The 13409-nt window shown below is 53.3% G+C and carries 11 protein-coding genes; 8 read left to right on the plus strand and 3 right to left on the minus strand.

Going from position 1 to position 13409, the window contains the following annotated elements; genetic code table 11:
* On the plus strand, nt 1-1032 hold a 1032-nt coding region (locus tag Q0294_RS04690; RefSeq protein WP_299461429.1), incomplete at its 5' end, for a hypothetical protein.
* A gap of 27 nt (nt 1033-1059) precedes the next feature.
* Here Q0294_RS04690 and Q0294_RS04695 read toward each other — a convergent pair.
* Entirely contained in the window at nt 1060-2427 is a 1368-nt protein-coding gene (locus Q0294_RS04695) for a hypothetical protein (RefSeq protein WP_299461431.1), read from the minus strand.
* 187 nt (nt 2428-2614) lie between these two features.
* On the opposite strand from Q0294_RS04695, the gene Q0294_RS04700 reads away from it, so the two are divergent.
* The 3 genes from Q0294_RS04700 (at nt 2615) to Q0294_RS04710 (ending at nt 6263) form a co-directional block, all read left to right on the plus strand.
* Nucleotides 2615-3739 carry a saccharopine dehydrogenase NADP-binding domain-containing protein gene (locus tag Q0294_RS04700; RefSeq protein ID WP_299461433.1) on the plus strand — a complete coding sequence of 375 codons (1125 nt, stop codon included), beginning with the start codon at nt 2615-2617 and terminating at the stop codon, nt 3737-3739.
* An 8-nt stretch (nt 3740-3747) separates the two neighbouring features.
* On the plus strand, nt 3748-5286 hold the full coding sequence (locus Q0294_RS04705; RefSeq protein WP_299461435.1) for an aldehyde dehydrogenase family protein: 1539 nt from the start codon (nt 3748-3750) through the stop codon (nt 5284-5286).
* 290 nt (nt 5287-5576) lie between these two features.
* A complete protein-coding gene (locus tag Q0294_RS04710; protein WP_299461437.1) occupies nt 5577-6263 on the plus strand; it encodes a hypothetical protein in 687 nt (228 codons plus the stop codon).
* Between the two features lie 25 nt (nt 6264-6288).
* Here Q0294_RS04710 and Q0294_RS04715 read toward each other — a convergent pair whose 3' ends face one another.
* Both Q0294_RS04715 and Q0294_RS04720 read right to left on the minus strand, forming a co-directional pair.
* Nucleotides 6289-7164: an alpha/beta hydrolase-fold protein gene (locus Q0294_RS04715; RefSeq protein ID WP_299461439.1), complete on the minus strand. Its 876-nt coding sequence runs from the start codon at nt 7162-7164 to the stop codon at nt 6289-6291.
* 253 nt (nt 7165-7417) lie between these two features.
* Nucleotides 7418-9301 (minus strand): FAD-dependent oxidoreductase, encoded by a 1884-nt coding sequence (locus tag Q0294_RS04720; RefSeq protein ID WP_299461441.1) that lies wholly within the window; start codon nt 9299-9301, stop codon nt 7418-7420.
* A gap of 101 nt (nt 9302-9402) precedes the next feature.
* On the opposite strand from Q0294_RS04720, the gene Q0294_RS04725 reads away from it, so the two are divergent.
* The 4 genes from Q0294_RS04725 (at nt 9403) to Q0294_RS04740 (ending at nt 13324) form a co-directional block, all read left to right on the plus strand.
* On the plus strand, nt 9403-10119 hold the full coding sequence (locus tag Q0294_RS04725) for an FCD domain-containing protein (protein ID WP_299461443.1): 717 nt from the start codon (nt 9403-9405) through the stop codon (nt 10117-10119).
* 35 nt (nt 10120-10154) lie between these two features.
* The gene (locus Q0294_RS04730; RefSeq protein ID WP_299461445.1) at nt 10155-11228 is read left to right on the plus strand and encodes a hypothetical protein; all 1074 of its coding nucleotides are present in this window, start codon (nt 10155-10157) and stop codon (nt 11226-11228) included.
* Between the two features lie 244 nt (nt 11229-11472).
* Nucleotides 11473-12192, plus strand: a complete 720-nt coding sequence (locus tag Q0294_RS04735) for a GntR family transcriptional regulator (protein ID WP_299461447.1) — start codon at nt 11473-11475, stop codon at nt 12190-12192.
* Nucleotides 12182-13324, plus strand: a complete 1143-nt coding sequence (locus Q0294_RS04740; RefSeq protein WP_299461449.1) for a sialidase family protein — start codon at nt 12182-12184, stop codon at nt 13322-13324. The genes Q0294_RS04735 and Q0294_RS04740 overlap by 11 nt, the downstream gene beginning before the upstream one ends.
* Nucleotides 13325-13409: the final 85 nt, after the last annotated feature.

Genomic DNA, 13409 nt, shown 5'->3' on the forward strand with positions numbered 1-13409 from the left:
TTCTTCGGCGCTTTGCTGTTGCTGCAATTTCTCAAAGTATTCCTGTCTACTCCTGAACCTAAACAAACGCCGCGTTTCTCCCGACGCGCCCTTCTCTCAGCAATACTTCAAGGCGCTGTGATCCCCCTCTGTTTTCTGATCTGGTTCAAACTCAGCCTGGCGCCCCCCAACGATCTGATCGAGCCGCAGCGGGCGTTCGAAATCAGTCTGGTGCTGCAGCCCGACGTGTTTTTTAATCCGTACGGCCTGCTGGTGCGGCTCGATCAGGCCGAAGACTGGCAAAGACATCAACTGATCTGGGTCCAGCTCTGGAACGAAATGTGCGCCTGGAAAACCGCAGGCATTCTGCTCTGGGCGATTCCCGTCCTGCTGACGCTCACACTATTGCGCAGAGGAAAAACTTTCCCGTGGATGCTGCTGGCGCTTGGTTTTCAACTCGCCGGTTATTACGGTGTTTATCTGCTGACCCCGTACAATCCGTATTGGCACGTTTCGACTTCGATGAATCGGCTGTTAATCCACGTCGCGCCGGCCGCCGTTTGTCTGCTCGGTTTTACCTTCTCCGCGGCACCCGTGAATTCAAAAAGTTCTCCCTTAGAGCTTTCCCGATCGGGCGGCTTTCTGCGGAATGCCGTTTTAAGCCTGTCGCTGCTGGCGCTGCTGCTCTGTGAATCGCAAATTCGCAGCAAAACCTTCCCCTGGGATTTTCCCAACGAGTCGCTGACGACAGAGGAACAGCAACTCTCCGCGATCCACTTCCCGCAGGTGTCCCAGGCCACGTTCGTCACAAACCGGTTCGATCCGGCGGCGCTCTACCGCCTGCAGTTCGCTTCCGTGCCGACGGTACTGGTTGTGGACCGGCGCGAAAAAATCCTGTTGGCGCGTTTTCCCGACGAACAGGAACTCAAAGCGTATTGCGCGCAGAATGGCTGGGAGCTCAAACAACATCAAGGGGGCTTCGGCTGGGCCGAATCAACCAACCCCGACGGCCCCCTGCCCCACATGGAACAAATCTGGGCACAAAATCGATAAACGTCGCAGACACACTCTCAGTGAGGTTTACTTCTGCTGCATCTTCAGCGGATTCGTCTCCAGAATAATGTCATTGATGCCCGTCTGATTGAAGCCTTTGAAGCCTTCTTCCCGCTGCAGGATTTCCAGGTGCGAGCCGATCGCCCCCTTGGTACGGAATTTGTCCGCTTCTTCGGCGGTAATCAAACCGTCCTTCAGCAGTGATTGAAGCCGCTCTTCTTTCACCGGCCAGATTTCTCCCGCCGTAAACGCCTGCCGGAGATGCGGCAGATCGGTAAACGGTTTCATCGTTTTCACGGCATTTTCTTCCGCCAGTTGATCCCGTGCTGCATCAAAGTCGAACTGACATTCGAGGTGATGCATGCCCGCCTGCAGAAATGCCTCGCCATGCAAACGGCACCAGAGTCCTACCGTTCCCAGTTCGGAAATGTGCGGCAGCGGTTCGTGGGCAAAATCCTGAGCGACTTCTTCCGGCGCCAGATCCACATCGGCAAAGATCACAACGCCCGTTGTCCGATGTTCCAGCACCTGAGCGCCCCAGCCCGCTTCTTTGCCCGCATAAAAACGTTCGCGAAGCTGAAAACCCAGTAATTCCAAAACCGAAATCAAACGCCAAAAATGGTTGCGACTCGAGCGAAACGTATGATGATCGTGATTCGCCCAGCCCAGACCCATCGAATCCTGCCGGGCCTTCTGAATGCGGGCAACTTCATTTCGCTGCTGCCAGTACGCACGTTCTGCAAAGAAAAACAGATCGCACGTGCGGTCGACCCCCAGATCCTCAATCGCTGCTTTGATCAATGATTCGGTGTGTTCAAAACCCGCCGTCTCATCGGAAAAATCGCGGTTGCGCAGTCGAAAGGTTTCGCTATGATACAACAGATCTTTCAGATCCGGCTGGAACACTGCTGCAGAGCCTTCGATGGGAACGCCGTGTCTTTCAATCACATGCAACTCGACCCCATTCTCCTGAAAGGCCAGTCTGTGTCGCACGGCGGAACCGAAGTCCCCTTCAATCGGCAGTTGCAGCGAATATTGATGCACGGCTAAAAAATCAACCACAGACTCCACGCGCAGATAAACAGACTCCCCCGTTGAACTGCTGGCTTGAATCGCCGGAAAATGCGCCGCCGGATGCTGGTACAGTTGAACCGTCGAACCGCTGACCGCTTCATAACCCAGACGGCTCAGAGTATCTTCCAGTTCCTCCGACCAGTGCAGTTCGAAATGGTCCACCCAGTCGAGCAACCGGGTCCCCGTCCTGCCATTCAGATCCTGGGCGAATTTTCCGAGCAGCGGCGATTGTTTACAAAACGCCTCAATTCGCCCTTTTACGAAGTCGGCGGTTTCCGGATACCGTTTCCAATTATAAGCTGTAAGTGGTTCGTTGGTCATACCTTATCCCCTTATACCTTAATACTTTCCTGGCTCGATCAAGAGTCAAGTGGCGTTTCTCTTATTAATACGACAAATGCCGGCAAAACAGTAACTCAATCAGAAAAGACAATTCCAGCGTATATAATGAGGTAGAGGTCTTTCTACTATTATAGCACATCTTGAATTTCTGTCTGGAGGACCCGAAATGTCGCAAACCATCTTACTGATCGGTGCGGGAAAAATCGGACGAATGATCGCCACGATGCTGAGATGCTCTGGTGATTATCAGCTGCGCATTGCCGACCGCGTTCCCGCCGCCTTAACCAGAATACAGAAACATGCTCCTTCCGCAGAAGTGCACGTCCTCAATGCCGACTCTCACGACCAGTTAGTCCACCTGATGCAAGGCTGCAGCGCGGTCATTTCCGCTTTGAGTTTCCGCGAAAATCCGGGCGTTGCACGAGCCGCTCTGCAGGCGGGCGTGAATTATTTCGATCTCACCGAAGACCGCCAGACCACAGCCGCCGTCAAAGAAATCGCCGACGATGCCGCTTCCGGTCAGGTATTCGTGCCCCAGTGCGGACTGGCGCCCGGTTTCGTGACCATTGTATCGAAACACGTCATGGAATGGTTCGACGAAATCGACACCGTCCACATGCGTGTCGGCGCACTCCCGCAGCATCCGACCAACGCGTTAGGATATAACCTGACCTGGTCAACCGACGGACTGATCAACGAATACTGCAATCCCTGCGAAGTGATCCATGGACGCAAAATCAGAAACCAGCTCCCCCTGGAAGGACTCGAACAGTTCACATTGGATGGCAATGTCTATGAGGCATTTAATACATCCGGAGGACTGGGCACCTTATGCGAAACCATGCACGGTCAGGTGCGCGAATTGAATTACAAAACCATTCGTTACCCCGGCCACCACATGTTCATGAAATTTCTCTTACACGACCTGAGGCTGGCGGACCGTCGTGAACTCCTGAAAGATGTGATGGAAAATGCGATTCCGATCACATTTCAGGACGTCGTGATTGTGTTTTGCACGGTCACCGGCAATCGAAACAGCCAGTTTGTAGAAAAGAGCGACATGCGCAAATTGTATGCCCAGGAAATCAACGGAGAACAATGGAGCGCGATTCAATTGACCACAGCCGCCGGCATCTGCGCCGTCGTCGATCTGGTGCAACAAAACCAGTTGAGCGGAACGGGATTGATCCGGCAGGAAGACATCCCCTTTGAACTGTTTATCAACAACCGCTTCGGAAGTTATTTTGACACAGAGAAATTGCTCTCTGAACCATCGTCATTCATCAAGTGAGCAGCAACATGACGCATCCCATACACCAAGTATTACATCGAATCGGTCTCGCCGCGAAACCCTCGGCGGTCGCCGTCGGAAACACCTGGCAGGCAGGCGCAGGCGAAGTCCTGTCGGTCACATCGCCCATCAACGGAGAGACGCTTGCCACGTTCCATGAAGCCACGCTCGGCGATGTCGGCCTGGCAGTCGATACGGCTCAAAACGCCTTTCTGAAATGGCGGCAGGTCCCCGCGCCCCGCCGCGGCGAATTCGTGCGTTTACTGGGAGAAAACTTACGCCAGCACAAAACGGATCTCGCCGCCATCGTCAGTTGGGAAGCGGGCAAAATCACACAGGAAGCGCTGGGCGAAGTGCAGGAGATGATCGATATCTGCGATTTCGCCGTCGGCTTGAGCCGGCAGCTTTATGGTAAAACCATCGCCAGCGAACGGCCCGGACATCGGCTGATGGAGCAATGGCATCCCCTCGGACCGGTCGGAATCATCAGCGCGTTTAACTTCCCGGTCGCAGTCTGGGCCTGGAACGCCATGCTCGCGTTTGTCTGCGGCGATACGGTCGTCTGGAAACCGTCCGAAAAAACGCCGCTGTGCGCCATCGCCTGCCAGCAGATTGTCAACAACGTCGTGAACGAGTTTCCCGAAGCCCCCGATGGCATTTCGAACCTGCTCATCGGACGCGCAGGAATCGGCAAAGCGCTCGCCGAACATCATGATCTGCCTCTCATCTCGGCCACGGGTTCCGTACCCATGGGCCGCGCCGTCGGCACCACGGTCGCCAGTCGCCTGGGACGCAGCCTGCTGGAACTGGGGGGCAACAACGCGATGATCGTCACCGAATCGGCGGATCTGGAAATGACGGTCCGCTCGGCGTTGTTCTCGGCCGTCGGCACATGCGGACAACGTTGTACCAGCCTGCGCCGTCTGATCGTTCACCAAAAGGTCGCGGACGAGCTGCTGGAATCACTCAAAAATGCCTATCGGCGATTGCCCATCGGGAATCCGCTCAGCGAAGGTACCCTGGTCGGCCCGCTCGTCGATCAGAAATCTCTCGACGCCATGCAGGACGCCTTAAGCACGGCAGAAAGTCAGGGGGGCAAAATTCATTTCGGAAATCCGATCGAGAAAGACGTTCCCGCGGGCGGCTGTTACGTGCATCCCGCGATTGTCGAGATGCCCGGCCAGACGGAAATCGTCCAACAGGAAACCTTCGCCCCGATTCTCTATGTCATGCGTTATCGCACACTCGAAGAAGCCATCGACATGCACAATCAGGTGCCACAAGGTTTGTCGTCCGCCATCATGACCAGTGACCTCCAGGAAGCAGAACGGTTTCTCTCGCCCGTCGGCTCCGATTGCGGCATCGCCAATGTCAACGTCGGCCCCAGCGGTGCGGAAATCGGCGGCGCATTCGGCGGCGAAAAAGAAACCGGCGGCGGCCGCGAATCCGGCTCCGATTCCTGGAAAGCCTACATGCGACGGACCACAAACACGATCAACTACTCATCCGAACTCCCCTTAGCACAGGGCATCAAGTTCGATTTGTAACCAGGAAATTACCCGTCAGCGGGTGGGCCCGAATGCATTTCGGGCCGAGCGCAGCGAGCAGGAAAGAGTCAGTACGATGATTGAAAACGGTATCCCAGCACATAGACCGGTTTTTCCTGTGCCTGCAATTCGATCCGATGTTTGTTAAACATCAGCCCAATTAGTCCACGGCGGAACTCACAACAGTTTGGATGTCAGTATTCATAAATAAAATCAGAAACACTTCTCCGATTTGTGTTTCGAATTCAAAACCAGTTGTGTAGGATCAGAGAAAAAATCGCCGAAAGTAGATGATGATCTTCTCACTCACCGCTTTAATCTGTTGTACTCTCGACACAGAGCCGGACACAACCACGCGTGTCAAAGAATTCCCGGAATACTCCTGTCAGATCACGCTACCTGACTCTGATTTTACGTGGTCTAAAGCGGATCTGTATCCGGGATTGCTGGCAGAGTGGAAGAATGAAACCGGCATCAGTCTGGTGTTAGCCGTCCAGTACGCCCCCGCCTGTGCAAAAGTTGATGATTCCTTAATCAAGCAAATTCAAGACTCTTATAGTAATCAAGAACTTGCCACTCTTGTTAGTGAAGACCTTGCCGTTGGAGACTTGCTTACTTTTCAAAAAGTCCCCTGCTACCAATACTTTCTTCACTTCAAGATAGATCAGGCAACGACAGTGGCTCGGGCTTTTATCGCCAATGGGTATCTCTACACGCTCTATCTAAAGATGCCTCAGGATCAATTTGAAGCGAGCGACGACTGGGATCCTCTTTTTGAATCATTTGCCTTCATCGGCGAACCGCAAAGTCCAACCTCCTCGTACCGCCCCCCCATTCCAGAGTCCAGGCGCCCACCCATCAAATTTTTCGCAACGTTCATCACTTTTTTCTTCGCTGCTGTGGTTACCATCTTCTCCATCGGCCTCTGGTATCGAAACCGAAATTTACAACGAGACGATTTCGAAGACCGCTACTAAATGAACCAGGAATTGGCAGGCCGATTCATTCACCCTGCGATTTTCGCAAAATTTTCTTCGTAAACGCCAACACAAGCGGCATCGCTTCCTTCACGACCGGAAACGTGTGGCCGCCTTTGAGCAGGATCCAGGTCTGTGGCTGGTTGAGTTTGATCAGTCGATCGCGAAAATGTTCGTTCATCGTCCGGTCAAAGGCTTCGTCCGCAGTGATGATTAATACGGACATTTCCTTCAGCTTCTCAGCTTTGCGAAGCGGATTGAATTGTTCCCAGACGGTTTCATCGGTGCCGAACCGCTCAGCAGGAACTTTGTACGACTGCCCCGCTGGTAACCCCGTGCGGGGAAAATCCAGCAGACCAATGATCGAACTGACGGCGGCAAACCGTTCGGGATGCCGTTCCGCAAAATTCACACAACCAAAGCCCCCCATCGACCAGCCGGCAATCGCCCACTGTTCCCGTTTGGCTGGTAACTGAAACTCTTGAGAGATCACCGCCAACACTTCTTCCAGGTACGTTGCATAAACGTCCGGCTTGCGCACTGGCGAATTCACATACCAGCCATCATCGCCGTCCGGCAGAATCACGAACAGACCGGAATCAAGTAATTGTTTTCGAATCGTCTTGTCATCGATCAACGACAGCTCATGCCGACCGCGACCATGCAGCATGACCAGCGTGCGACGGTCTGCCGGTTCGATCTGCTGCCAATCGACGGGCAGCACCACCACACAGCGTTTCCGTTTGTTTAAACTCGCACTGTGAAACGAAACCGCAACAATCCGCGGAAAAAGTTCCACCGTTTCCAACTTCGTCGCCTCTGTTTCGGAGTCCGCAGAACAGGCCAAACCAATATCCAGGATCTGTGCCACCACCAGCCCCGCAAACACCAGATTTTTCATAAAGCAACCTGAAAACATCACGTTATCCTACCAGAATAAAACTCACCGCGTGCCAATGTCGGCTTTCTATTTAGGCCGGACAGTGTTTGTGAAATCCCTCTCAACACACCAATTGCATTCGTGATTCTTACCGGTGGCTAGCGCCATTCCGCTCATTTTTTGTCTAAAACCAGCTTGTAAACCATGTTAATCGACTCACCGCGTGCCACTGTCGGCTTGACCGACAGTGCTTATCTCAGCTCACAAATCAGAATCAATAAACGCGAATTTCACAAATCCGAGCATGGTCCACACCGTTCATACCCGTCACCACAACACGTAACTGACTCACAGAATTTCCCAACTCCACACGATGTACTCGACGACGTTGAAAATTCCCGACGACCGTGTTCAGCGTTTTCCATTCAGAACCATCAAAGACGTCAATCGAATAATCCCGCACCGTTTCCGGCTGTGGCTCTCCCCAGATCATCCGAGATGTGTAACCGTCATGATGACTGAGCGTCAGGTGCCGATGCAAGCCTGTATCGAAAATCAATTGAATCTCACGCGGTCGAATCGGCGTCTCCCATTCCAGCAACAACGTCGCCGGTAAACCATTCGCCGGGTCCGACATCCAGCGATGACCGCCGGAAAAAGCGCGCCCTTCCGGTGCCCCCGCTGCACCATGCACGCTCCGCGTCTGTCCGGAAATTACGTTGATCGCTGCATAACCCTGTTGCTCACTACTCGCGGAAATCCGCGCAACACGTGCCAGATCAAATTCATCCTGATTCACTACGCCCACCAGATACGCATCGTCGCGCAACAACCGCTGCTGGATTTGTGACATCACTGCCGCACTCGAAATCACTTCCGCTGGCTTCAATTTCTGCTGAACCGCAATCGCAGCGGCGGTTCCCACACCCTGCCCGATGACCGCACAGGTCGCCATCACGCGCGTCGAAGAAAAGGCCACATGCGTCGCGGAAATATTCCGGCCTGCAAACATCAGATTGCTTCGGTTCGCAGAAACACAGGCCGCGAGGGGCACATTATAAAGGTAAGGCACGGGATGCTGCGTGCAGGGTTCCAGCGTCGGCGCGTCGATGCCTTCGGGGGGATGCAGATCGAGCGACCAGCCGCCATACGCGATGGCATCAGGAAAATCGCGTGACGAGAGCAAATCCTGCTCGGTGAGAACATGCAGGCCGATGAAACGCCGACTCTCACGTTTGCCCGGCAGAAAACCAAACCAGTCGAGTGCCCAGTGCGACGCCGAAAACGGATCTGCCCCCGCTGGCGTTCCGGGCGGGCCGTTCTTCACGTGATCCCAGATGCCCAGCACGATGGCTAACAGCTCATCCCGAATCGCTTCATTCTGTTTGATCGTATCCAGCACGCCCCCCCACTCGGCCCACCAGTAACCGTATTCATGCGTCGGCTCCTCTTCACCTGGTGTAGCGTAAAGCCGCAGCTTCAATTCATGCTTGTCGAATTTGCGCGCCCATTCCGGCGCGGTGAATGGCATCGGCCGCTCGTGACGGCGGGCCTGCATCAGAATCGTGGAACCGAGACGATGATTGTCAGCGACTTCCGGGGCCAGTGTTTCGTTGAACTGCTGTTTTCCTTCGCGGCCTTCCATGAACAGCGCACCCGCTTCCGCCGCCAGTCGACCATCGCCGGTGCAGTCGATAAAGATCTCCGCGTGAATCGTAAACCGATCTTCGGTGCTCTGTCGTTCTGCAATCGCCTGCTCGATTTCATCGCCGTTCAATTTGACCGCCGTCACACACGTATTGAGCAGCAGCGTGAGATTCGGTTCCGCTTGACATTTCTCATAGAGAATGAGATCAAACATCGAAGCCGACCGCTGCGGATTCCTCACGCAATTCTCCAGCCGCAACTCTTCGATGATGCCTCCTTCGCGGGCCTCGGTCTCTAATTCTGCGCCGCGATCAAAGCGCCCCGTCCCGTTCGCGCCGACGATGTGCATGCGAATTTCGCTCGACGCATTGCCTCCTAAGACACTGCGATCCTGACACAAAATGACCGTTGCCCCCGCGCGTGCCGCAGCAATCGCAGCGCAGCAGCCGGCCATCCCTCCGCCGGCCACGAGGATCTCAGAATGGAATACATGTTCTGCCAACATCGTCATTTAAAATTTCTTGCCTCTGAATTTGACACCGCACTTAAATGCCATATAATATTCGTTTCAAATGACTTTTCAAGCTATTTACACTAATACAGCACACTATTATGACACTTATTAGCAAAGAGCCCCCGAGTTCGCTGACCATGAACCTGTCGGAACGCATCCGCCACCGGATTCAGTCGGCCGAATTTAAAGACGGCGATTTTTTTCTCACTGAAGCCGAACTGGCTGAAGAATACCACGTTTCGCGGCGCATTGCCCGCGAAGCCGTCAATCGCCTGTGTGCGCTGGGATTGCTGGAAGGGCGCAAGCGACTGGGGTTGATTGTGCGGCATCCTGATCCGGTCGAAGTCTGGGCCAACTGCCTGCCTTCACTGGCAAGGTCAGAAGAGAAGCTGGCAGACCTGGCACAGTTCCGCTATGCGCTGGAAGTCGGCGCGGTGGAGCTGGCCGTCAAACATGCCAGCGTGGAACAAATCGAACAGCTGGCAGCGCTCGCGGAAGAATTCAAACTGATCGCAAACACAAAAAAGGATCGCAAAAAACGCATTGAAGTCGAGCGGCAGTTTCACGGGCTGATTCTGGAAATGTCAGGTTCCTCTCTGATCGCCGACATGCAAAAGTTGCTGTCAGCGCTGTTTGAAAATTCGTACCCCGCCAGAAAATCCCCCGTGCTGGAAGACGATGTGAACGACCGCATCATCTGGCAGCACTTTGAACTGGTCAGCGCGATTCAGGATCGCGACGTCGAACGCGCCCGCTCCGTAATGCGTGCCCACTTGAAATACTTATTGATTCCGGAACCGGAAACATCCCGCTGATTGATAAACATCACTTATTTTTGAGGCTCAGTAACATGAAAAAATACTCCCCCTCGTTGATTCAAATGACGGCGTTCCTGATCTGCTGTCTGCCGGGTAGCTCAGCGCTGTTCGCAGGCGAAAACGCGGCTTTACCCGAAGTGGAAGTCACAAACGTCCGCAAAGTCTTCGATAACGGCGAGCACAACGCGTTTACCGATATGATTGAATTCCAAGGCAAATACTACCTGACGTTTCGAACTTGTCCGGGCGGCCACATGCTGTTTCCCACCTCGCGGATCCTGGTGCTGCAGAGCGATGACACCAAAACCTGGAAGCAGGTCGAGGAATTTTCGGTCCCCAAGCGGGATGTGCGTGACCCGCATTTTCTGATCTTCAAAGACAAACTGTTTATCTATACCGGCACCTGGTACTGCGGCGATTCGGCTCCGAAAACCAGAACCATCAACGAGCATCTGGGTTACGCCGTCTGGACAGCGGATGGCACAAACTGGTCAAAACCGATCATGCTGGAAGGAACCTACGGCCATTACATCTGGCGGGCCGCCGCCTATGGTGATAAAGCCTATCTGTGTGGCCGCCGCATTCATCACTTTGAGAAAGATGACCAGGGACGGGAACTGATCGAAACGGCGATTCTGGAAAGTGACGACGGCCTCGTCTGGAAAACCGCCAGTCTGTTTAATGAGAAACAGGGGGACGAAACCGCGTTCCTGTTTGAAAAGAACGGCGACCTGCTGGCCATCGGCCGCAGCGGATCAAACCCCGCCTGGGTCATGCGCTCGCATCCCCCGTTTGAAAAATGGGACCGCAAACAACTTGATCGCTACATCGGCGGCCCGCTGCTCGCGAAGTGGGGCAAACACTATCTGGTCGGCGGTCGCCAGCGCAAAGACGGCAAATACGTGACGTCGCTCTACTGGTTCCAGGACGATCAACTGCACGAATTCGCGTCGCTCCCGAGTGGCGGCGATAATTCCTACCCCGGATTTCTGCTGCTGGAACCCGATCACGGACTGATCTCGTATTACTCCAGCCATGAAAAAGACGAACAGGGAAAACCGATTACCGCGATCTACATGGCCGATCTAAAATTGAAGGACAAGTAATTATCTGATCGCAGGCAGCATTTCAACAAATACAACTGAAACCTTCCCTGAAGGAAAGATTTGAACAGCCAGGTCTTTCCCTCAATTCAATTCCCGTTCACAATCTGTGGACACAGAAACGGAATGATCTCGTTACACTTGTCTGTTCTGCGAAATCTGGAAACTTGACGCGGATGATATATCACGATATATTAACGAGTCACAAATAACCGCAATCGAGAATTCTGATCAGCATTGAAAACCAATGGAAGAAACCTCAAAAAATCTGACTGAGCATTCCTATCAATATATCAAACAGCAAATGGAGCAGAATGTGCTTGCGCCTGGTGCCCGACTGGTAAACCGCAAACTGGCGGCAGAACTGGGCGTGAGTGCGATTCCCGTCCGTGAAGCCATCTGCCGTCTGGCATCCGAGGGCCTCGTGGAACATATTCAGGGCTCGGGCGCGTTTGTGCGGGAGATCGGCCGGGAAGATCTGGACGAACTCTATGTGCTACGGGATCTGCTGGAAAGTTTCGCCGCCGGTGAAGCCGCCTTGTATATCACGCCAGCGCAACTGGAAGACCTGCAGTTTATTATTGATGAACTGCGCGAGATCACGGCATCCATCATCGAGCGTAAAGCGAAACACGCCACGCCGAGCCAGTTCGATCGCTGGGTGGATTGCGAGACCGAGTTTCATCAAATCCTGATCGAAGCTTCGCGCAATCGCTTATTGAAAAAAGTAATCCAGGATCAGCGGGCGATTACCGACGTGTTTTACGCACTGCGCCAGTTAAAACACAAAATCATTACGCCACAAAGTGCCGAAGAAACCTGCGCAGGCAAAGAACAAATTCTGGACGCATTGAAAAAACGGGACGTCGACCTCTCACGTCAAATCATGAGCGAACAGATCCAGGCAGGCCGTCGCGACGTGCTGGCATTTATGCGAAAACAGGAACGGGGTAAGAATGCTAATTAAAGACAAAAAATTGCAACTCAATGACCTGAAGACGGGAATCATATTCAAAAACGATAAACCCCATGTCAAAAGCATTCATGCCTATTTCCCTTCTGTCGCCGTATTAACGGATGGTTCTCTGATCAGCATGTATACGCTGGCCGAAGCATTCGAAGCAGCGAACGCGCAGGTTCATTTATCTCGATCCTATGACCAGGGTCAGACCTGGAAGTATCAGGGGCGACTCTGCGCTGATACCACTGATCGAATCACATCCACGTTCGGCCGCATTGCGATCTCTCCCGAAGGTGAACTCATTGCCAATTTAGTTCGGTTTGACCGAACCGACCACCCGGACGAGGGACTCTCCAATCCCGACAATCTAGGCATAGTCCACTCTGACCTGTTCCTCATGCGATCTGACAACCAGGGTGAAACCTGGGAAGAACCGGAAAAAGTCACCCCCCCCATTGATAATCCGGAATGTGAAATGTGCAGTCCCATCACATTTCTAAAAGATGGTCGCTGGGTCTGGCCGACATCGCTGTGGCGCGACTGGGCAGGAAACCATCCTTATGGTAATCGCATGATCGCATTTGTATCGAAAGATCGTGGCGCCAGTTGGCCGGATTACCTTGATATCATGCACAGTGAAACAAATCATTCGACTTATTGGGAATCCAAAATACTGGAATATCCAGATGGTCGCCTGCTGGCGGTTGCCTGGTGTTTCGATGAACAGGAAAATGTCGATCTGCCAAATCAATATTCGATCAGCGATGACCATGGTGCGACGTGGTCGCCACTCGCTTCCACACAATTAGCAGGGCAGACGTTAACCCCCTGCCTGTTAGATGACGGCACCATCTTGAATATTTATCGCCGCATTGATCAACCAGGGCTCTGGGCGTGCCTCTCCAGTATTGAAGACGGGCAATGGGTCAACCACGACCAACAGCCTTTATGGGGCCATCAATCATTAGAAGGAACCACAACCCTCGGCGGTAACATGTCCGAGAATTTTGCGGTATTAAAATTCGGTGCCCCCAATATCACTCGCCTGCCCGACGGTGACCTGTTTGTGTCATTCTGGTGTTATGAACAATCAGTCAGCGTCATCCGCTGGTTTCGCTTTCATGTAGAATCGAACTGACTGATCAACGATAACGGATGTGCAACTAATACGCGGTCATTCTCGACAGCAGTATTCCGATTAATGAGACTCCCATTGATTGATG

Source organism: uncultured Gimesia sp. (assembly GCF_937919775.1).
GTDB lineage: Bacteria > Planctomycetota > Planctomycetia > Planctomycetales > Planctomycetaceae > Gimesia.